This window comes from Cupriavidus sp. WKF15 (genome assembly GCF_029278605.1).
In the GTDB taxonomy this organism is placed as follows: domain Bacteria; phylum Pseudomonadota; class Gammaproteobacteria; order Burkholderiales; family Burkholderiaceae; genus Cupriavidus.
The window spans coordinates 3,450,506-3,470,571 of record NZ_CP119572.1; the positions used below are offsets into that span (position 1 = coordinate 3,450,506).

The 20,066-nt window shown below is 60.1% G+C and carries 9 protein-coding genes, 6 tRNA genes and 3 rRNA genes; all 18 read right to left on the reverse strand.

Translation table 11 applies throughout. The features are described from left to right. Positions 1-146 precede the first annotated feature (146 nt). Entirely contained in the window at positions 147-4,391 is a 4,245-nt protein-coding gene (gene rpoC / locus CupriaWKF_RS16060; protein WP_276098797.1) for a DNA-directed RNA polymerase subunit beta', read from the reverse strand. A gap of 110 nt (positions 4,392-4,501) precedes the next feature. Further along, a complete protein-coding gene (gene rpoB, locus CupriaWKF_RS16065; RefSeq protein ID WP_276098798.1) occupies positions 4,502-8,608 on the reverse strand; it encodes a DNA-directed RNA polymerase subunit beta in 4,107 nt (1,368 codons plus the stop codon). A 415-nt stretch (positions 8,609-9,023) separates the two neighbouring features. After that, positions 9,024-9,398, reverse strand: a complete 375-nt coding sequence (gene rplL, locus CupriaWKF_RS16070; RefSeq protein WP_276098799.1) for a 50S ribosomal protein L7/L12 — start codon at positions 9,396-9,398, stop codon at positions 9,024-9,026. A gap of 66 nt (positions 9,399-9,464) precedes the next feature. After that, positions 9,465-9,986 carry a 50S ribosomal protein L10 gene (gene rplJ / locus CupriaWKF_RS16075; protein ID WP_276098800.1) on the reverse strand — a complete coding sequence of 174 codons (522 nt, stop codon included), beginning with the start codon at positions 9,984-9,986 and terminating at the stop codon, positions 9,465-9,467. A gap of 390 nt (positions 9,987-10,376) precedes the next feature. After that, positions 10,377-11,072, reverse strand: a complete 696-nt coding sequence (rplA, locus tag CupriaWKF_RS16080) for a 50S ribosomal protein L1 (RefSeq protein ID WP_276098801.1) — start codon at positions 11,070-11,072, stop codon at positions 10,377-10,379. Beyond that, positions 11,073-11,504, reverse strand: coding sequence for a 50S ribosomal protein L11 (gene rplK / locus CupriaWKF_RS16085; RefSeq protein ID WP_010810467.1), 432 nt, complete (start codon positions 11,502-11,504; stop codon positions 11,073-11,075). Between the two features lie 162 nt (positions 11,505-11,666). Beyond that, positions 11,667-12,248, reverse strand: a complete 582-nt coding sequence (nusG, locus tag CupriaWKF_RS16090) for a transcription termination/antitermination protein NusG (protein ID WP_276098802.1) — start codon at positions 12,246-12,248, stop codon at positions 11,667-11,669. A gap of 10 nt (positions 12,249-12,258) precedes the next feature. After that, positions 12,259-12,639 carry a preprotein translocase subunit SecE gene (gene secE / locus CupriaWKF_RS16095; protein WP_276098803.1) on the reverse strand — a complete coding sequence of 127 codons (381 nt, stop codon included), beginning with the start codon at positions 12,637-12,639 and terminating at the stop codon, positions 12,259-12,261. Positions 12,640-12,698: 59 nt separating this feature from the next. Beyond that, positions 12,699-12,774: transfer RNA gene (locus CupriaWKF_RS16100), tRNA-Trp, on the reverse strand. Positions 12,775-12,860: 86 nt separating this feature from the next. Next, positions 12,861-14,051 carry an elongation factor Tu gene (tuf, locus tag CupriaWKF_RS16105; RefSeq protein ID WP_276098793.1) on the reverse strand — a complete coding sequence of 397 codons (1,191 nt, stop codon included), beginning with the start codon at positions 14,049-14,051 and terminating at the stop codon, positions 12,861-12,863. A gap of 43 nt (positions 14,052-14,094) precedes the next feature. Beyond that, positions 14,095-14,169: transfer RNA gene (locus tag CupriaWKF_RS16110), tRNA-Thr, on the reverse strand. A 40-nt stretch (positions 14,170-14,209) separates the two neighbouring features. Beyond that, positions 14,210-14,283, reverse strand: a tRNA-Gly gene (locus tag CupriaWKF_RS16115). 50 nt (positions 14,284-14,333) lie between these two features. Further along, positions 14,334-14,419, reverse strand: a tRNA-Tyr gene (locus CupriaWKF_RS16120). A 321-nt stretch (positions 14,420-14,740) separates the two neighbouring features. Next, positions 14,741-14,854, reverse strand: a 5S ribosomal RNA gene (gene rrf, locus CupriaWKF_RS16125). A 129-nt stretch (positions 14,855-14,983) separates the two neighbouring features. Next, a 23S ribosomal RNA gene (locus CupriaWKF_RS16130) occupies positions 14,984-17,864 on the reverse strand. Positions 17,865-18,155: 291 nt separating this feature from the next. Continuing rightward, positions 18,156-18,231: transfer RNA gene (locus tag CupriaWKF_RS16135), tRNA-Ala, on the reverse strand. A 10-nt stretch (positions 18,232-18,241) separates the two neighbouring features. Then, positions 18,242-18,318, reverse strand: a tRNA-Ile gene (locus tag CupriaWKF_RS16140). A 64-nt stretch (positions 18,319-18,382) separates the two neighbouring features. Continuing rightward, positions 18,383-19,914: ribosomal RNA gene (locus CupriaWKF_RS16145) — 16S ribosomal RNA — on the reverse strand. The 16S, 23S and 5S rRNA genes sit together here with 5 tRNA genes alongside, the layout of an rRNA operon. Between the last annotated feature and the right edge of the window lie 152 nt (positions 19,915-20,066).

Sequence of the window (20,066 nt, forward strand, 5' to 3'; positions counted from 1 at the left end):
TATGTCGCACTGCAACGACCCTGGCACGCATGCTTTCCGCGGCCCTGTTGCCAGGCGATCACACCGGAAACGCAGACAAAAAAAAGCCCGGCTGCATCAGCCGGGCTTCTTGTGTCCGCCTTGGCGGCGGAGCACTACTGCATGGATCAGGCGTTGTCGCCTTCACCCTCGGTCGCCTGCACCACCGGCGGCGGCTCGATGAAGAGCGACTGCTCTTCTTCGGAGATCGCCTGGGCGCGTTCGCGCTCGGCCGCCTCGCGTGCCTTGCGGGCACGGTGGTAGGCCAGGCCGGTACCGGCCGGGATCAGACGGCCGACGATCACGTTTTCCTTCAGACCACGCAGGTCGTCGGTCTTGCCCATGATCGCGGCTTCGGTCAGCACGCGCGTGGTTTCCTGGAACGATGCCGCCGAGATGAAGCTGTCGGTCGACAGCGACGCCTTGGTAATACCCAGCAGCAGGTTCTCGTAGGTTGCCGGACGCTTGCCTTCGGCGATCACGCGATCGTTCTCGTCGAGCAGTTCCGAACGCTCCACCTGTTCACCCGGGATGAACTTGGTGTCGCCCACGTCGGCGACCTGAACGCGACGCAGCATCTGGCGAACGATCACCTCGATGTGCTTGTCGTTGATCTTCACGCCCTGCAGACGGTACACGTCCTGAACCTCGTCGACGATGTAGTGCGCCAGCTCTTCGATGCCCTTCAGGCGCAGGATGTCGTGCGGATCCGCCGGACCTTCCACGATCATTTCGCCCTTGTTCACCACCTGGCCGTCGTGCACCAGCACCTGCTTTTCCTTCGCGATCAGGAACTCGTGGGCGTTGCCGTCCAGGTCGGTGATGACCAGGCGCTGCTTGCCCTTCGTGTCCTTGCCGAACGAGGTCGTGCCGGTGACTTCCGCCAGCACGGCGGCGTCCTTCGGCGAACGCGCTTCGAACAGCTCGGCCACACGCGGCAGACCACCGGTAATGTCGCGGGTCTTCTGCGATTCGGTCGGGATACGTGCGAGCACTTCACCGACGTGAACCTGCTGGCCGTCCTTCACGGTAATCAGCGCGCCCACCTGGAAGCCGATGGTCACGGAGTGGTCCGTGCCCGGGATCTTCACTTCCTGGCCATTGGCGTCGAGCAGCTTCACCTGCGGGCGAATGCCCTTGGTGGCAGCCGTGCGGCGCTTGGCGTCGATCACCACGAGGGTCGACAGGCCCGTGACTTCATCCATCTGCTTGGCGACGGTCACGCCTTCTTCGACGTTCTCGAACTTGGTCGTGCCGGTGTATTCCGAGACGATCGGGCGGGTCAGCGCGTCCCACGTGGCCAGCTGCGTGCCAGCCTTGATGGCCTGGCCGTCCTGCACCAGCAGCGTGGCGCCGTACGGGATCTTGTGGCGCTCGCGCTCGCGGCCGTGGTCGTCGGTGATCAGCGCCTCGCCCGAACGCGAGATGACGATCAGCTCGCCCTTCGCATTGGTCACGTAGCGCATGGTCGCCGTGAAACGCACGGTACCGGTTGCCTTCGCTTCCACGCTCGATGCCACTGCCGCACGCGATGCCGCACCACCGATGTGGAACGTACGCATGGTCAGCTGCGTGCCCGGCTCACCGATCGACTGGGCAGCAATCACGCCCACCGCTTCGCCCGAGTTCACCATCACGCCGCGGCCGAGGTCGCGGCCATAGCACTTGGCGCACAGGCCGTAGCGCGTGTCGCACGACAGCGGGGTACGGACCTTGACTTCGTCCACGCCGATGCTGTCGATCAGGTCGACCAGGTCTTCGTCCAGCAGCGTGCCGGTCTCGATCGCGGTTTCCTGGGTTTCAGGGTTCACCACGTCGGCCACGGTCACACGGCCCAGAATACGGTCGCGCAGGGCTTCGATCACTTCACCGCCTTCGACCAGGGCCTTCATGGCCACGCCGTTGGAGGTGCCGCAATCGTCTTCCACCACGACGAGATCCTGCGTCACGTCGACCAGACGGCGGGTCAGGTAACCCGAGTTCGCGGTCTTCAGTGCCGTATCGGCCAGGCCCTTACGGGCGCCGTGGGTCGAGATGAAGTACTGCAGAACGTTCAGGCCTTCACGGAAGTTCGCCGTAATCGGCGTTTCAATGATCGAGCCATCCGGCTTGGCCATCAGGCCACGCATACCAGCGAGCTGGCGGATCTGCGCGGCGGAACCCCGTGCGCCCGAGTCGGCCATCATGTAGATGGAGTTGAACGACTCTTGCTTGACGGTGTTGCCGTTGCGGTCGACCACGTCTTCGTGCTGGAGCTGTTCCATCATCGCCTTGCCCACCTGGTCGCCGGCAGCGCCCCAGATGTCCACGACGTTGTTGTAACGCTCCTGGTCCGTCACCAGACCCGACATGTACTGCTTGTCGTATTCCTTCACCTTGGCCGAGGCCTCGGAGATGATCTTCTCCTTGGCAGGCGGCACCAGCATGTCGTCGATCGCGATCGAGATGCCGGCGCGCGTCGCCAGGCGGAAGCCCGACTGCAGCAGCTTGTCGGCGAAGATCACGGTCTCGCGCAGGCCGCACTTGCGGAAGGCGGTATTGATCAGGCGCGAGATTTCCTTCTTCTTCAGCGGCTTGTTCAGCACCGAGAACGGCAGGCCCTTGGGCAGGATCTCGGACAGGATCGCGCGGCCGACCGTGGTGGCCTGCAGCGTGATCTTGGGTGCGAAACGGGCATCGCCATCGGCGTCCTTGTCGACCAGCTCATACTCGGTAATACGCACGTTCACGCGGGAAGCCAGTTCGACTTCCTTGTTCTCGTAGGCGCGGATCACTTCGCTGATGTCGGCAAAGGTCATGCCTTCGCCCTTGCCGTTGATCTTGTCGCGGGTCGTGTAGTACAGACCCAGCACCACGTCTTGCGACGGCACGATCGACGGGTCGCCGTTGGCCGGGAACAGCACGTTGTTGGAGGCCAGCATCAGGGTGCGGGCTTCCATCTGCGCTTCCAGCGACAGCGGGACGTGAACAGCCATCTGGTCACCGTCGAAGTCGGCGTTGAACGCCGCGCAGACCAGCGGGTGCAGCTGGATGGCCTTGCCTTCGATCAGCACCGGCTCGAACGCCTGGATACCCAGGCGGTGCAGCGTCGGCGCACGGTTCAGCATCACCGGGTGCTCGCGGATCACCTCTTCGAGGATGTCCCACACCACCGGCGTCTGGCTTTCGACTTCCTTCTTCGCCGCCTTGATGGTGGTGGCGATGCCCATCGTTTCCAGCTTGTGGAAGATGAACGGCTTGAACAGCTCGAGCGCCATCAGCTTGGGCAGGCCGCACTGGTGCAGCTTGAGCGTCGGGCCCACCACGATGACCGAACGGCCCGAGTAGTCGACGCGCTTGCCCAGCAGGTTCTGACGGAAACGGCCGCCCTTGCCCTTGATCATTTCGGCCAGGGACTTCAGCGGACGCTTGTTGGCACCGGTCATCGCCTTGCCGCGACGGCCGTTGTCCAGCAGCGAGTCAACCGCTTCCTGCAGCATGCGCTTTTCGTTGCGCACGATGATCTCAGGGGCCTTCAGCTCCAGCAGGCGCTTCAGGCGGTTGTTACGGTTGATGACGCGGCGATACAGGTCGTTCAGGTCCGAGGTCGCGAAGCGGCCGCCATCCAGCGGCACCAGGGGGCGCAGCTCGGGCGGCAGCACCGGCAGCACTTCGAGGATCATCCACTCGGGCTTGATGCCCGAACGCTGGAAGGCCTCGAGCACCTTCAGGCGCTTGGCGAACTTCTTGATCTTGGCTTCGGAGCCGGTGGCCTGCAGCTCGGCGCGGATCTGTTCGATCTGCTTCTCGATGTCGATGCCGCGCAGCAGTTCACGGATGCCCTCGGCACCCATCATGGCGACGAACTCGCCCTCGCCGTACTCGTCGCACTTGGCCAGGTAGTCGTCTTCCGACATGATCTGGCTCTTCTTGAGCGGGGTCATGCCGGGCTCGAGCACCACGAATGCCTCGAAGTACAGCACGCGCTCGATGTCGCGCAGCGTCATGTCCAGGACCATGCCCAGGCGCGACGGCAGCGACTTCAGGAACCAGATGTGCGCGGTCGGCGCGGCCAGTTCGATGTGGCCCATGCGCTCGCGGCGCACCTTGGCCAGCGTCACTTCAACGCCGCACTTCTCGCAGATCACGCCGCGATGCTTCAGGCGCTTGTACTTGCCGCACAGGCACTCGTAGTCCTTGATCGGGCCAAAGATCTTGGCGCAGAACAGGCCGTCGCGTTCCGGCTTGAACGTACGGTAGTTGATCGTTTCCGGCTTCTTGACTTCGCCGTACGACCACGAACGGATCTTGTCGGGCGAGGCCAGGCCGATCTTGATCGCGTCGAACTGCTCTTCCTGCTGTACCTGCTTAAAGAGATCGAGCAATGCTTTCATTGCAACTCCTTGTTTCGCCGCAGCGCCGGAGTCTGTCCGGTGCCGCGGCATTCAATCCTGTGGGAAATCCTGCGCTGGTGGGTGCCATGGCCGGCACCCGATCGTCTCGATCAGTAGCGATCGAGGTCGATGTCGATACCCAGCGAGCGGATTTCCTTCACCAGCACATTGAACGATTCCGGCATGCCGGCATCGATCGAGTGCTCGCCCTTGACGATGTTTTCGTACACCTTGGTACGGCCGTTCACGTCATCGGACTTGACCGTCAGCATCTCCTGCAGCACATACGACGCGCCATAGGCTTCCAGTGCCCACACTTCCATCTCACCGAAACGCTGGCCACCGAACTGCGCCTTACCACCCAGCGGCTGCTGCGTGACGAGCGAGTACGGGCCGGTCGAACGCGCGTGCATCTTGTCGTCGACCAGGTGGTGCAGCTTCAGCATGTGCATCACACCCAGCGTGACCGGACGCTCGAACGCTTCGCCGGTGCGGCCGTCGAACAGCGTGACCTGCTGCTTCGAAGCGGTCAGGCCCTTTTCCTTGGCGATCTCGTCCGGGTAGGCCAGGTCCAGCATGCGGCGGATTTCATCCTCGTGCGCACCGTCGAACACCGGCGTCGCGAAGGGCACGCCCTTTTTCAGGTTGTTCGCCAGTTCCAGCACTTCGGCGTCCGACAGGCTGTCGAGGTCTTCCGGCTTGCCGCTCTCGTTGTAGACCTGAGCCAGCAGCGGGCGCAGTTCCTGCGCCTTGGCCGAAGCCTTGAGCATGTCGCCGATACGCTGGCCCAAGCCGCGCGCGGCCCAGCCCAGGTGGGTTTCCAGGATCTGGCCCACGTTCATCCGCGACGGCACGCCCAGCGGGTTCAGCACGATGTCGGCCGGGGTACCGTCCGCCATATACGGCATGTCTTCGATCGGGACGATCTTCGACACCACACCCTTGTTACCGTGACGGCCTGCCATCTTGTCGCCAGGCTGCAGGCGGCGCTTGACGGCCAGGTACACCTTGACCATCTTGATCACGCCCGGCGGCAGTTCATCGCCCTGCGTGAGCTTCTTGCGCTTCTCTTCGAAGGCCAGGTCGAACTCGTGGCGCTTCTGCTCGATCGCTTCCTTGACGGCTTCCAGCTGGGCAGCGACTTCCTCGTCGGCCGGACGGATGTCGAACCAGTGGTACTTGTCGATTTCCGCCAGGTATTCCTTGGTCAGCTTCGCGCCCTTGGCCAGCTTCTTCGGACCGCCGTTGACGGTCTTGTCGACGAGCAGGCGCTCCAGACGCTGGAACGCGTCGCCTTCCACGATACGCAGCTGGTCGTTCAGGTCCAGGCGGTAGCGCTTCAGTTCGTCGTCGATGATCGACTGGGCACGCTTGTCGCGAGTCACGCCTTCGCGGGTGAAGACCTGGACGTCGATCACGATGCCGCTCATGCCCGACGGCACGCGCAGCGAGGTGTCCTTCACGTCCGAAGCCTTCTCGCCGAAGATCGCGCGCAGCAGCTTCTCTTCCGGGGTCAGCTGGGTCTCGCCCTTCGGCGTGACCTTGCCCACCAGCACGTCGCCGGCTTCGACCTCGGCGCCGATGTAGGTGATGCCCGACTCGTCCAGGCGAGCCAGCTGGGCTTCGGCCAGGTTCGAGATGTCGCGCGTGATTTCTTCAGGTCCGAGCTTGGTGTCGCGGGCAACGACCGACAGTTCCTCGATGTGGATCGAGGTGTAGCGGTCTTCGGCCACCACGCGCTCCGAGATCAGGATCGAATCCTCGAAGTTGTAGCCGTTCCAGGGCATGAACGCGACCAGCATGTTCTGGCCGAGCGCGAGCTCGCCCAGGTCAGTCGAGGCACCATCGGCCACGACGTCGCCGCGGGCCACGTGGTCGCCCACCTTGACCATCGGACGCTGGTTGATGTTCGTGTTCTGGTTCGAACGCGTGTACTTGATCAGGTTGTAGATGTCCACGCCGACTTCACCGGCCACGGCTTCGTCGTCGTTCACGCGGATCACGATACGCATCGCGTCGACGTAGTCGACCACGCCGCCACGCATGGCTTGCACGGCAGTACCCGAGTCGACCGCAACGGTGCGCTCGATGCCGGTGCCGACCAGCGGCTTGTCCGGACGCAGGCAAGGCACGGCCTGACGCTGCATGTTCGCGCCCATCAGTGCACGGTTCGCGTCATCGTGTTCCAGGAACGGCACCAGCGAGGCAGCGGCCGACACGATCTGCGACGGCGCCACGTCGATGTACTGCACGCGGTCCGGCGTCACCATACGGGTTTCACGCTCGGAGCCTTCACGCGCCGACACCAGTTCGTCGGTCAAGTTGCCTTCGGCGTCCACGGTCGCATTGGCCTGGGCCACCACGTACTTGCCTTCCTCGATCGCGGACAGGTAGTCGACCTGGTCGGTCAGCTTGCTGTTCTCGACCTTGCGGTACGGGGTTTCCAGGAATCCGTACTCGTTCAGGCGCGCATACAGCGCCAGCGAGTTGATCAGACCAATGTTCGGACCTTCCGGCGTTTCGATCGGGCACACGCGGCCGTAGTGGGTCGGGTGCACGTCGCGGACTTCAAAGCCTGCGCGCTCGCGGGTCAGACCGCCCGGGCCCAGTGCGGAGACACGGCGCTTGTGCGTGATCTCGGACAGCGGGTTGGTCTGGTCCATGAACTGCGACAGCTGCGACGAACCGAAGAACTCGCGGATCGCCGACGAAATCGGCTTCGAGTTGATCAGGTCGTGCGGCATCAGGTTCTCGGTCTCGGCCTGGCCCAGACGTTCCTTGACGGCGCGCTCCACGCGCGACAGGCCGGCGCGGAACTGGTTCTCGGCCAGTTCGCCGACGCAACGCACGCGGCGGTTGCCCAGGTGGTCGATATCGTCGACTTCGCCCTTGCCGTTGCGCAGGTTGACCAGGATCTTGATGGTCTCGAGGATGTCCTCGTCCTGCAGCACCATGCTGCCCTCGCCGCTCGGGCGCGACAGGCGGCTGTTGACCTTCATGCGGCCAACGCGCGACAGGTCATACGACTCTTCGCTGTAGAACAGGCGCTGGAACAGCGCTTCGACGGCTTCCTCGGTCGGCGGCTCGCCCGGGCGCATCATGCGGTAGATCGCGATACGCGCAGCGGTCTGGTCGGCGGTCTCGTCCACGCGCAGGGTCTGCGACATGTACGGGCCCTGATCCAGGTCGTTGGTGTACAGGGTCTGGATCTGCTTGACGCCGGCTTCGCGCAGGTTCTCGAGGACCGTCTCGGTCAGCTCGTCGTTGGCGTTGGCGATCACCTCGCCGGTATCCGGGTCGATGATGTTCTTCGCCAGCACGCGGCCCAGCAGGTAGTCTTCCGGCACGCTGATCAGCTTGGTGCCGGCCGAGTCCAGGTCGCGGATATGCTTGGCGTTGATGCGCTTGTCCTTCTCGACCACGACACGGCCGTTCTTGTCGGCGATGTCGAAGCGAGCGACTTCACCGCGCAGGCGCTCGGGCACGAACTCGAGTTGCGCGCCTTCGGCTTGCAGCGTGAAGTTGTCGAACACGAAGAAGTGCGCGAGGATCTGCTCCGGCGTCAGGCCGATCGACTTCAGCAGGATCGTCACCGGCATCTTGCGGCGGCGGTCGACGCGGAAGTACAGGATATCCTTCGGGTCGAACTCGAAGTCCAGCCACGAACCGCGGTAGGGGATGATACGAGCCGAGAACAGCAGCTTGCCCGAGCTGTGGGTCTTGCCCTTGTCGTGCTCGAAGAACACGCCCGGCGAGCGGTGCAGCTGCGAGACGATGACACGCTCGGTGCCATTGATCACAAACGAACCCGTGGAAGTCATGAGCGGAATTTCGCCCATATAGACTTCCTGCTCCTTCACTTCCTTGACCTTGCCTGGGTTCTCGCGATCGTTGATGATCAGGCGAACCTTCGCGCGCAGGGCCGAGTGGAACGTCAGGCCACGCTGCTGGCATTCCTTGACGTCGAACGGCGGATTGGACAGGTGATACGAGACAAACTCCATACGGGCAAGCCCGTTATGGGAGGCGATTGGGAAAATCGCGTTGAAAGCGGCCTGCAGGCCTTCGGTCTTGCGACGCGCGGTCGGCGTTTCCGCTTGCAAGAACTGGGTGTAGGATTCAATCTGGGTAGCAAGCAGGAATGGAACCTGATGAACCGTCGCGCGCTTCGCAAAGGATTTGCGAATGCGCTTCTTTTCGGTGAAGCTGTACGCCATGGGATCTCCGAATCATCGCAGGGCGGCTGGACCTGGCCACGCCTGAGGTGTTCAGCGACTGGGAGGGGATTTGGCGGTTGGCCGCTACCAACCTCTGGCTGACGGTGTCCGCACGCTGCGGGCGGTGTGGTCAATGCATCGGCGCAAAGCCTGCACTCGCCCGGGGGACACCCGACCAAACTTGTCTTCTGCAGTCGGTTCAGAAGACAAACATCAGCAGCAACAAGCTAGTTTGCCACTGATGTTTGACATCTGCTGGGACATCGGAAATCCGATGCGCCAAAACAACCCAAACATCACTTTTTCGCTGTGATGAGTGGCCAATAAAACACACTCGCACAAGCGCAAAAAGGCTGGCGCCGGGAATTTCCCTTTGCCAGCCCCATTTGCGTGCCAGAACGGCACGCAAGCATGCTTACTTGACGTCGACCTTCGCGCCGGCTTCTTCCAGCTTCTTCTTGGCTTCGGCGGCAGCGGCCTTGTCCACGCCTTCCTTGACGGGCTTCGGTGCGCCATCGACCAGGTCCTTGGCTTCCTTCAGGCCCAGACCGGTGATTTCGCGAACGGCCTTGATCACGCCAACCTTGTTGGCGCCGACTTCGGCCAGGATCACGTTGAACTCGGTCTGTTCTTCAGCAGCAGCAGCACCACCAGCGCCCGGGGCAGCAGCCACGGCCATTGCAGCGGCGGACACGCCAAACTTCTCTTCGAACGCCTTGACCAGGTCGTTCAGTTCCATCACGGACATCGCGCCAACGGCTTCCAGGATGTCGTCTTTAGTGATTGCCATTTGGATTACTCCTAAATTTGATTCGGTATCGGTATTGCGATCGGTATGCCCGATCTGTACGCAGCCTTAAGCAGCCGGGGCTTCCGCTTCCGTGGGAGCGCCTTCGCTCTTCTTGGCGGCCAGGGCGGCCAGCAGACGGGCAAAGCCCGACACCGGTGCCTGCATCACGCCAAGCAGCTGAGCAATCAGTTCGTCGCGGCTCGGGATCGAGGCCAGCGCCTTGACGGCGGCAGCGTCGAGCACACGGCCGTCATACGACCCAGCGCGCAGGACCAGCTTGTCGTTGGTCTTGGCAAAGTCGTTGAGAACCTTGGCCGAGGCCACTGCATCTTCGGAAATACCGTAGATCAGCGGACCGGTCATTTGCTCTGCGAGGCCAGCAAACGGCGTACCTTCCACAGCGCGGCGGGCCAGCGTGTTCTTCAGAACGCGCAGGTAGACGCCTTGCTGGCGGGCGGTAGCACGCAGCTTGGTCAGATCGCCAACCGCGATGCCGCGATATTCGGCCACGACGATGGTCTGGGCTTTGGCGACTTGCGCCGAAACCTCAGCAACGACGGCCTTCTTATCTTCAATATTGAGTGGCACGGTTTAGCTCCAAAACGATGCTTGTCTTGCGACGCGCATCAGTCCATACGAACGGCGACCGATTGGCCCGAATCACCCGGGTCTGGCCCGGCTTCATCAATCCCTTCGGGTACGCCATCTGCGCTGGCGGGCCGGAGAGCGTCGCGATGGGTTGCCCCATTGCGCACGTACCGTCCGATTAAGCCCACGCTCCCTGACAGCAGCAGCGCGGACACCAGCGGTCTTTGATAACCAGCAATGTCTGCCGGGGCTTGCGCCTCCGGCGGGCATCACTGCCCAAAGCCTTGCTCCTTTCCTTTCAGTCCGGAGACAGTTCCTGCCATCGGCAGGAACTTTCAATTCTTTTGCTGACCGGCGTTATCGGGTTCCGGTCAACCGAGTGCCGCCAGCTCAGGCCGACAGCGAAGCCTGCTCGACACGCACGCCAACGCCCATGGTCGACGACACGGCGATCTTGCGCAGGTACACACCCTTGCTCGTCGCCGGCTTGGCCTTGACCAGAGCGTCCAGCAGTGCTGCCAGGTTGCTCTTCAGAGCGGTGTCTTCGAACGAACGACGACCGATGGTGGCGTGGATGATACCGGCCTTGTCGACACGGAACTGAACCTGACCAGCCTTGGCGTTCTTCACGGCCTGGGCCACGTCGGGGGTCACGGTGCCAACCTTCGGGTTCGGCATCAGGCCGCGCGGGCCCAGGATCTGACCCAGCGTACCAACGATACGCATCGTGTCCGGGGAAGCGATCACGACGTCGAAGTTCAGGTTGCCGGCCTTGACTTGCTCAGCCAGGTCTTCCATGCCAACGATGTCGGCGCCAGCGGCCTTGGCAGCCTCGGCCTTGTCGCCCTGGGCGAACACGGCCACGCGGACCGACTTGCCGGTACCGGCCGGCAGCACCACGGAACCACGCACAACCTGGTCCGACTTCTTGGCATCGATGCCCAGCTGCACGGCCACGTCGATCGACTCGTCGAACTTCGCCGAAGCGCAGCTCTTCACCAGGCCCAGGGCCTCGTCGATCGGGTAGAACTTGGTACGCTCGATCTTTGCCTTGTTGGCAGCGACGCGCTTGGAAACCTTAGCCATTTACAGACCCTCCACGGTGATGCCCATCGAGCGAGCCGAACCGGCGATGGTACGCACGGCGGCGTCCAGATCGGCGGCGGTCAGGTCAGCGTTCTTGGCCTTGGCGATTTCTTCAGCCTGGGCGCGGGTGATCTTGCCAACCTTATCGGTGTGCGGCTTCGGCGAACCCTTGGTGATGCCGGCTGCCTTCTTGATCAGCACGGTCGCGGGCGGCGACTTCATCACGAAGGTGAAGCTCTTGTCGGCGAAGGCGGTAATCACCACCGGCACCGGCAGACCGGGTTCCATACCCTGGGTCTGGGCGTTGAACGCCTTGCAGAACTCCATGATGTTCAGACCGCGCTGACCCAGTGCGGGACCAACGGGCGGGGAGGGATTTGCCTTACCAGCCGGAATCTGCAGCTTGATAAAGCCAATGATCTTCTTGGCCATTTCTACTCCAATCCAGATCACTCCGTTTCACGGAGATGATCCTGTTGAGTCGTAACGCGCTATCGCCGCCCTGCTGGCACGGCCTCGCGCTCCTCTTGGCACAGCCACTCGGCTGCGCCCTTTACCCGCTGCCGGCCTTTCGGCCTGCAACCGGCAAATTCCTTACACCTTCTCGACCTGGCCGAACTCGAGCTCGACCGGGGTGGCACGTCCGAAGATCGTGACCGAGACGCGCAGGCGCGATTTCTCGTAGTTCACTTCTTCCACGTTGCCGTTGAAGTCGGTGAACGGGCCGTCCTTGACGCGCACCATTTCGCCCACTTCGAACAGCGTCTTGGGACGCGGCTTCTCGACCCCTTCCTGCATCTGGGTCATGATCTTGTCGACCTCGCGCTGCGAGATCGGGCTCGGGCGGTTGCGGGCGCCGCCCACGAAACCGGTCACCTTGCTGGTGTTCTTCACCAAGTGCCAGGTTTCGTCGGTCATTTCCATCTCGACCAGGACATAGCCCGGGAAGAAACGACGCTCGGTGACCGACTTGTGGCCACCCTTGATTTCCACGACTTCTTCCGAGGGCACCAGGATGCGGCCGAACTTGTCCTGCATCTCGGCGCGCTCGATGCGCTCCTGCAGCGCGCGCTGCACGCTCTTCTCCATACCGGAGTATGCGTGCACGACATACCAGCGCTTCTTCGACGAAGGCGATTCCGCGGCGTTGTTTTCCTGCTGGGCGTTTTCCGTCATGCGCTACCTCTTATTTCCAGCCCAGTACGAGCGAAAAGATGACCCACTCGATGAGCTTGTCTGCCGACCACAGGAACAAGGCCATGATCACGACGAAGGCGAACACCAGGCCAGTCATCTGCCCGGCCTCCTTGCGTGTCGGCCAGACGACCTTACGAACTTCCCGGTACGATTCCTTGGCGAAGCCGATGAAATCCTTACCCGGCACCGACACCAGCGCAACGACCACGCCCAGTGCGATACCCGCGAACAGCGCGGCGCCACGTACATAAGACGGTTGCTGTGCCAGTGCATAGAAACCGATGACGCCGGCAACCACAAGCAGGACCGCGACGCCAAGCAACCACTTGCCGCTGTTGGCGTTTACGGTTTCGACATTGGGATTGGCCATGTTTCGCAAACGAGACTAAGCCGCGTCACGAAGGATTTTCGCGACGCGGCTGATTGATTTGGCAGGGGCAGAGGGAATCGAACCCCCAACCTTCGGTTTTGGAGACCGACGCTCTGCCAGTTGAGCTATACCCCTAAAACTACTTTGGGTCAGCAATGAAACCAACCCCCTGGCAACGAACGCAACCGGTTGGTGTTGCGTTCGCCTGATACTAATACTGCTTAGTCGAGGATCTTTGCCACGACGCCGGCGCCGACGGTACGGCCACCCTCGCGGATAGCGAAGCGCAGACCTTCTTCCATGGCGATCGGGGCGATCAGCTTGACGGTGATCGACACGTTGTCACCCGGCATCACCATTTCCTTGTCCGCCGGCAGCTCGATCGAGCCGGTCACGTCGGTGGTACGGAAGTAGAACTGCGGGCGGTAGTTGTTGAAGAACGGGGTGTGACGGCCGCCTTCGTCCTTCGACAGGATGTACACCTCGCCGGTGAAGTGGGTGTGCGGCTTGATCGAACCCGGCTTGCACAGCACCTGGCCGCGCTCGACGTCTTCACGCTTGGTGCCGCGCAGCAGCAGACCGACGTTGTCGCCAGCCTGGCCCTGGTCCAGCAGCTTGCGGAACATTTCCACGCCGGTGCAGGTGGTCTTCACGGTCGGGCGGATACCGACGATTTCGATTTCCTCGCCGACCTTGATCACGCCGCGCTCGATACGCCCGGTCACCACGGTGCCGCGACCCGAGATCGAGAACACGTCTTCCACCGGCATCAGGAAGGTACCGTCAACGGCACGCTCCGGCGTCGGGATGTAGCTGTCCAGCGCGTCGGCCAGGTTCATGATGGCCACTTCGCCCAGTTCGCCCTTGTCGCCTTCCAGCGCCAGCTTGGCCGAACCCTTGATGATCGGGGTGTCGTCGCCCGGGAACTCGTACTTCGACAGCAGTTCCCGAACTTCCATCTCGACCAGCTCGAGCAGTTCGGCGTCGTCCACCATGTCGCACTTGTTCAGGAACACGATGATGTACGGCACGCCAACCTGGCGGGCCAGCAGGATGTGCTCGCGCGTTTGCGGCATCGGGCCGTCAGCAGCCGAGCAAACCAGGATCGCGCCGTCCATCTGGGCGGCACCCGTGATCATGTTCTTCACGTAGTCGGCGTGGCCCGGGCAGTCAACGTGCGCGTAGTGGCGGTTGGCCGTCTCGTACTCGACGTGGGCGGTATTGATGGTAATACCGCGTGCCTTCTCTTCCGGCGCTGCGTCGATTTCGTCGTACTTCTTGGCGGCACCGCCGAACTTCGAAGCCAGCACCGTGGCGATCGCTGCGGTCAGCGTGGTCTTGCCGTGGTCAACGTGACCAATCGTACCAACGTTCACGTGCGGCTTAGTCCGCTCGAACTTTTCCTTTGCCATTGCGCGACTCCTGTCTCGGTAGCGATGTTGCCAGTGCGGTATTTGGTGCCCATGGGCAGGATCGAACTGCCGACCTCTCCCTTACCAAGGGAGTGCTCTACCACTGAGCCACATGGGCAAAACTAGACGTATTACTTGTCGACAGCAACCGCGTGCTTTGGAGCGGGTGAAGGGAATCGAACCCTCGTCGTAAGCTTGGAAGGCTTCTGCTCTACCATTGAGCTACACCCGCCCGGTTCTTTCTGCTTCACCGGCCTGATAGCCAGTCACTGTCTTGCATTCTGGTGGAGAGGGCTGGATTCGAACCAGCGTAGGCGTAAGCCAACAGATTTACAGTCTGCCCCCTTTAGCCACTCGGGCACCTCTCCGCAGAGAACTATGGATTATGGGACCTCTCGCCTCGCCTGTCAAGCACTTTCCGTTGCGGAGTACATCGACCGGACCATCGAGCTGGCCACTGCACGGCTGTCTACACCGGCTATGGCAACCCACAAACACAGTTTGAATTTCTGCGCTCTCACCCTATAGGGAGACGCAGAACGATGCTCCAGCGGCCTCTGGGGCCGGCAGGCGGTCAGCCTGCCCGCCTGCGGTGCGGGACTGCGAGAGCGAATCCGATCGCGGCATGGAAGCCCAAAAAGCAAAAACCCCTCGCAGCACACGCTGTCGAGGGGTTTTGCATTGTAAGAGCCTGGCGATGACCTACTTTCACACGGGTAATCCGCACTATCATCGGCGCGGAGTCGTTTCACGGACCTGTTCGGGATGGGAAGGGGTGGTTCCAACTCGCTATGGTCACCAGGCATAAGGGGTTGTGGCGCTGACAGGTGGGTCAGCGTCACCAATTCGGGATGTAGTCTTTGTAGTCTTCGGGTTGTGCTGTATCGGCACAAGGCGATTTTCCACTCACCAGGCTAAAACACACTGGTTATAGGATCAAGCCTTACGGGCAATTAGTACTGGTTAGCTTAACGCATTACTGCGCTTCCACACCCAGCCTATCAACGTCCTGGTCTCGAACGACCCTTCAAGGCGGTCAAGCCGCCAGGGAATCCTCATCTTCAGGCGAGTTTCCCGCTTAGATGCTTTCAGCGGTTATCTCTTCCGTACATAGCTACCCTGCGATGCCTCTGGCGAGACAACAGGTACACCAGCGGTACGTCCACTCCGGTCCTCTCGTACTAGGAGCAGCCCCCGTCAAGATTCCAACGCCCACGGCAGATAGGGACCAAACTGTCTCACGACGTTTTAAACCCAGCTCACGTACCTCTTTAAATGGCGAACAGCCATACCCTTGGGACCGGCTACAGCCCCAGGATGAGATGAGCCGACATCGAGGTGCCAAACACCGCCGTCGATATGAACTCTTGGGCGGTATCAGCCTGTTATCCCCAGAGTACCTTTTATCCGTTGAGCGATGGCCCTTCCATTCAGAACCACCGGATCACTATGTCCTGCTTTCGCACCTGCTCGACTTGTCGGTCTCGCAGTTAAGCACGCTTTTGCCATTGCACTTTAGGTACGATGTCCGACCGTACCAAGCGTACCTTCGAACTCCTCCGTTACACTTTGGGAGGAGACCGCCCCAGTCAAACTGCCTACCATGCACTGTCCCCGACCCGGATTCACGGGCCAAGGTTAGAACCTCAAACAAACCAGGGTGGTATTTCAAGGACGGCTCCACGTGAACTAGCGTCCACGCTTCAAAGCCTCCCACCTATCCTACACAGATCGGTTCAAAGTCCAATGCAAAGCTACAGTAAAGGTTCATGGGGTCTTTCCGTCTAGCCGCGGGGAGATTGCATCATCACAAACACTTCAACTTCGCTGAGTCTCGGGAGGAGACAGTGTGGCCATCGTTACGCCATTCGTGCAGGTCGGAACTTACCCGACAAGGAATTTCGCTACCTTAGGACCGTTATAGTTACGGCCGCCGTTTACCGGGACTTCAATCAAGAGCTTGCACCCCATCATTTAATCTTCCGGCACCGGGCAGGCGTCACACCCTATACGTCCACTTTCGTGTTTGCAGAGTGCTGTGTTTTTATTAAACAGTCGCAGCCACCATTTTATTGCAACCCCTTCACCCTTCTGGCGCAGGCCAGTCAAGCTACCAGGGCGTACCTTATCCCGAAGTTACGGTACCAATTTGCCGAGTTCCTTCTCCCGAGTTCTCTCAAGCGCCTTAGAATACTCATCTCGCCCACCTGTGTCGGTTTGCGGTACGGTCTCGTATGACTGAAGCTTAGAGGCTTTTCTTGGAACCACTTCCAATTGCTTCGCAGCATAAAGCCGCTCGCCCCATAGCCTTGAATTGCGCGCCCGGATTTGCCTAAGCGCCTTCTCCACTACAGGGACCGGGACTTCCAACACCCGGACAACCTTCCGCGATCCGTCCCCCCATCGCATCATACGACGGTGCAGGAATATTAACCTGCTTCCCATCAGCTACGCATCTCTGCCTCGCCTTAGGGGCCGACTCACCCTACGCCGATGAACGTTGCGTAGGAAACCTTGGGCTTACGGCGAGGGGGCCTTTCACCCCCTTTATCGCTACTCATGTCAGCATTCGCACTTCCGATACCTCCAGCATCCTTTACAAGACACCTTCACAGGCTTACGGAACGCTCTCCTACCACGCACATTGCTGTGCGTCCGCAGCTTCGGTGACTGGCTTAGCCCCGTTACATCTTCCGCGCAGGACGACTCGATCAGTGAGCTATTACGCTTTCTTTAAAGGGTGGCTGCTTCTAAGCCAACCTCCTGACTGTTTTAGCCTTCCCACTTCGTTTCCCACTTAGCCAATCTTGGGGACCTTAGCTGGCGGTCTGGGTTGTTTCCCTCTTGACACCGGACGTTAGCACCCGATGTCTGTCTCCCGTGATTGCACTCTTCGGTATTCGGAGTTTGCTATGGCGGGGTAATCAGCAATAGACCCCCCAACCATGACAGTGCTCTACCCCCGAAGGTGACACACGAGGCACTACCTAAATAGTTTTCGGAGAGAACCAGCTATTTCCAGATTTGTTTAGCCTTTCACCCCTATCCACAGCTCATCCCCTAACTTTTCAACGTTAGTGGGTTCGGTCCTCCAGTACGTGTTACCGCACCTTCAACCTGGCCATGGATAGATCATCTGGTTTCGGGTCTACACCCAGCGACTGGACGCCCTGTTCGGACTCGCTTTCGCTACGCCTGCCCTAATCGGTTAAGCTCGCCACTGAATGTAAGTCGCTGACCCATTATACAAAAGGTACGCCGTCACCCGTTTCCAGGCTCCGACTGTTTGTATGCATGCGGTTTCAGGATCTATTTCACTCCCCTCCCGGGGTTCTTTTCGCCTTTCCCTCACGGTACTGGTTCACTATCGGTCGATCACGAGTATTTAGCCTTGGAGGATGGTCCCCCCATCTTCAGACAGGATTTCACGTGTCCCGCCCTACTTGTCGCACACCTAGTTCCACAACGCTGTTTTCGCATACAGGGCTATCACCTGCTATGGCCGGGCTTTCCATCCCGTTCTGCTAACAACACTGCTAAAGAGTACAAGGCTCTTCCCATTTCGTTCGCCACTACTTTGGGAATCTCGGTTGATTTCTGTTCCTGCAGCTACTTAGATGTTTCAGTTCGCCGCGTTCGCTTCGCTGACCTATGTATTCAGCCAGCGATGACCCATACGGGCCGGGTTTCCCCATTCGGACATCTCCGGATCAAAGCTCGTTTGCCAGCTCCCCGAAGCTTTTCGCAGGCTACCGCGTCCTTCATCGCCTGTGATCGCCAAGGCATCCACCACATGCACTTGTTCGCTTGACCCTATAACGAGTGTGTCTCAGTGAGACCTTCGCTACAGGTGAGTTCTCGCATTTGTGCCGTATTCCAAGTCATCTTTCGATCACTTAAATACTTTGGTTGATACAATCACAACCCGGTATCGCGTTGGTACTGCAGCGTCTCATCAACGCTCGCGCGACACCTTTACTACATCCCATATTGTTAAAGAACAGCCGATCTTGCGATCGCTTGGCAATGCCAAAGGGAAGCACTCAGTGAATGCTTTCCTTTGACCACCAAATCCAGGGTATCCGTGCTCACTCGGCAGAGTGATGGTGGAGGATGACGGGATCGAACCGACGACCCCCTGCTTGCAAAGCAGGTGCTCTCCCAGCTGAGCTAATCCCCCTCGGATAACTTGGTGGGTCTGGTAGGACTTGAACCTACGACCCCCGCCTTATCAAGACGGTGCTCTAACCACCTGAGCTACAGACCCTTGGCTGTAACAGCAAACAAACCGATAAGTGTGGACACTGGACACGCAGAACGCGCGCCTCTGGAAAGGAGGTGATCCAGCCGCACCTTCCGATACGGCTACCTTGTTACGACTTCACCCCAGTCATGAACCCTGCCGTGGTAATCGCCCTCCTTGCGGTTAGGCTAACTACTTCTGGCAAAACCCACTCCCATGGTGTGACGGGCGGTGTGTACAAGACCCGGGAACGTATTCACCGCGGCATGCTGATCCGCGATTACTAGCGATTCCAGCTTCACGTAGTCGAGTTGCAGACTACGATCCGGACTACGATGCGTTTTCTGGGATTAGCTCCCCCTCGCGGGTTGGCAACCCTCTGTACGCACCATTGTATGACGTGTGAAGCCCTACCCATAAGGGCCATGAGGACTTGACGTCATCCCCACCTTCCTCCGGTTTGTCACCGGCAGTCTCTCTAGAGTGCTCTTGCGTAGCAACTAGAGACAAGGGTTGCGCTCGTTGCGGGACTTAACCCAACATCTCACGACACGAGCTGACGACAGCCATGCAGCACCTGTGTCCACTTTCCCTTTCGGGCACCTAATGCATCTCTGCTTCGTTAGTGGCATGTCAAGGGTAGGTAAGGTTTTTCGCGTTGCATCGAATTAATCCACATCATCCACCGCTTGTGCGGGTCCCCGTCAATTCCTTTGAGTTTTAATCTTGCGACCGTACTCCCCAGGCGGTCAACTTCACGCGTTAGCTACGTTACTGAAGAAATGAATCCCCAACAACTAGTTGACATCGTTTAGGGCGTGGACTACCAGGGTATCTAATCCTGTTTGCTCCCCACGCTTTCGTGCATGAGCGTCAGTCACGTCCCAGGGGGCTGCCTTCGCCATCGGTATTCCTCCACATCTCTACGCATTTCACTGCTACACGTGGAATTCTACCCCCCTCTGACGCACTCTAGCCTGACAGTCACAAGCGCCATTCCCAGGTTAAGCCCGGGGATTTCACGCCTGTCTTATCAAACCGCCTGCGCACGCTTTACGCCCAGTAATTCCGATTAACGCTCGCACCCTACGTATTACCGCGGCTGCTGGCACGTAGTTAGCCGGTGCTTATTCTTCCGGTACCGTCATCCCCCCGAGGTATTAACCCAGAGGATTTCTTTCCGGACAAAAGTGCTTTACAACCCGAAGGCCTTCTTCACACACGCGGCATTGCTGGATCAGGGTTGCCCCCATTGTCCAAAATTCCCCACTGCTGCCTCCCGTAGGAGTCTGGGCCGTGTCTCAGTCCCAGTGTGGCTGATCGTCCTCTCAGACCAGCTACTGATCGTCGCCTTGGTGGGCCTTTACCCCACCAACTAGCTAATCAGACATCGGCCGCTCCTATCGCGCGAGGCCTTACGGTCCCCCGCTTTCACCCTCAGGTCGTATGCGGTATTAGCTAATCTTTCGACTAGTTATCCCCCACGACAGGGCACGTTCCGATGTATTACTCACCCGTTCGCCACTCGCCGCCAGGCCGAAGCCCGCGCTGCCGTTCGACTTGCATGTGTAAGGCATGCCGCCAGCGTTCAATCTGAGCCAGGATCAAACTCTTCAGTTCAATCTCTGTGTGGACCTTCGGTTTCCCTACGGTCCTCGCTCTTTCGAGCGGTCGCTCACTCTCAGAAAACTGACTGACCAGATCCGAAAATCCAGTCACGTTTTGCTGTGCGAGCACTGATAACTTTTGAAGCTCCGAAGTCCGAAGACCTC

Bases quoted from the DNA above. Each gene is read 5' to 3' on its own strand.
- rpoC (WP_276098797.1), bottom strand. From the start codon at position 4,391: ATGAAAGCATTGCTCGATCTCTTTAAGCAGGTACAGCAGGAAGAGCAG.
- rpoB (WP_276098798.1), bottom strand. From the start codon at position 8,608: ATGGCGTACAGCTTCACCGAAAAGAAGCGCATTCGCAAATCCTTTGCG.
- rplL (WP_276098799.1), bottom strand. From the start codon at position 9,398: ATGGCAATCACTAAAGACGACATCCTGGAAGCCGTTGGCGCGATGTCC.
- rplA (WP_276098801.1), bottom strand. From the start codon at position 11,072: ATGGCTAAGGTTTCCAAGCGCGTCGCTGCCAACAAGGCAAAGATCGAG.
- rplK (WP_010810467.1), bottom strand. From the start codon at position 11,504: ATGGCCAAGAAGATCATTGGCTTTATCAAGCTGCAGATTCCGGCTGGT.
- nusG (WP_276098802.1), bottom strand. From the start codon at position 12,248: ATGACGGAAAACGCCCAGCAGGAAAACAACGCCGCGGAATCGCCTTCG.
- secE (WP_276098803.1), bottom strand. From the start codon at position 12,639: ATGGCCAATCCCAATGTCGAAACCGTAAACGCCAACAGCGGCAAGTGG.
- tuf (WP_276098793.1), bottom strand. From the start codon at position 14,051: ATGGCAAAGGAAAAGTTCGAGCGGACTAAGCCGCACGTGAACGTTGGT.